The sequence below is a fragment of the Pseudoalteromonas sp. SR45-6 genome (assembly GCF_014163545.1).
Lineage (GTDB): Bacteria > Pseudomonadota > Gammaproteobacteria > Enterobacterales > Alteromonadaceae > Pseudoalteromonas > Pseudoalteromonas rhizosphaerae.
In genome coordinates, this window is sequence record NZ_JACJDM010000174.1 from 1 (window position 1) to 572 (window position 572).

At 54.5% G+C, this 572-nt stretch carries 1 protein-coding gene; it reads right to left on the bottom strand.

The window, feature by feature from the left end; all coding sequences use genetic code 11:
* The coding region (locus H5158_RS23810) for an Ig-like domain-containing protein (protein WP_182719768.1) at positions 1 to 572 on the bottom strand (572 nt) is incomplete at both ends.

The following is a 572-nucleotide window of genomic DNA, read 5'->3' on the forward strand; positions in this document are numbered from 1 at the left end:
TCGCTATCGGTGCCGGTATTGCCTGCGGAGTCTGTCACACTGACATTGACTGTGTACTCGCCTTCGATAATCGCATTACTGGCCTCCACGGACCAATTGCCTGCGCCATCCGTTGTTGCTGTCGCGCTTTGTACTGCGCCATTGGCAGCGATGATTGTAACGTTCACTTGCGTACCCGCTGGCACCCCACTGCTTTGGCCACTGATGAGCGGAGTAACATCACTGCTATCTGCCAGCGCATTCACGCTAATGACCGGCGCGGTGACATCAATTAACCCGGTCACACTCGCACTGGCTGGATTCCCCGCTTGATCTGATACACTTGCAGTAACCGTATAAGTACCTTCTGCTAATGCATCCAGCGCCGGCACTGACCATGTGCCTGATGGTGTCATTTGCGTAGTGACTGTGTGTGAATTACCCGCGGCATCATTAAACACCAGTGTCACTATGCTGCCCTGTGGCGCACTGGCGGTGCCACTGATGGTAGGCGTGGTATCGTTACTGTCGGCTGGCGGATTAATACTGATATCCGGCATGGTGGTATCAATGATCCCAGTGACGCTGGCGGT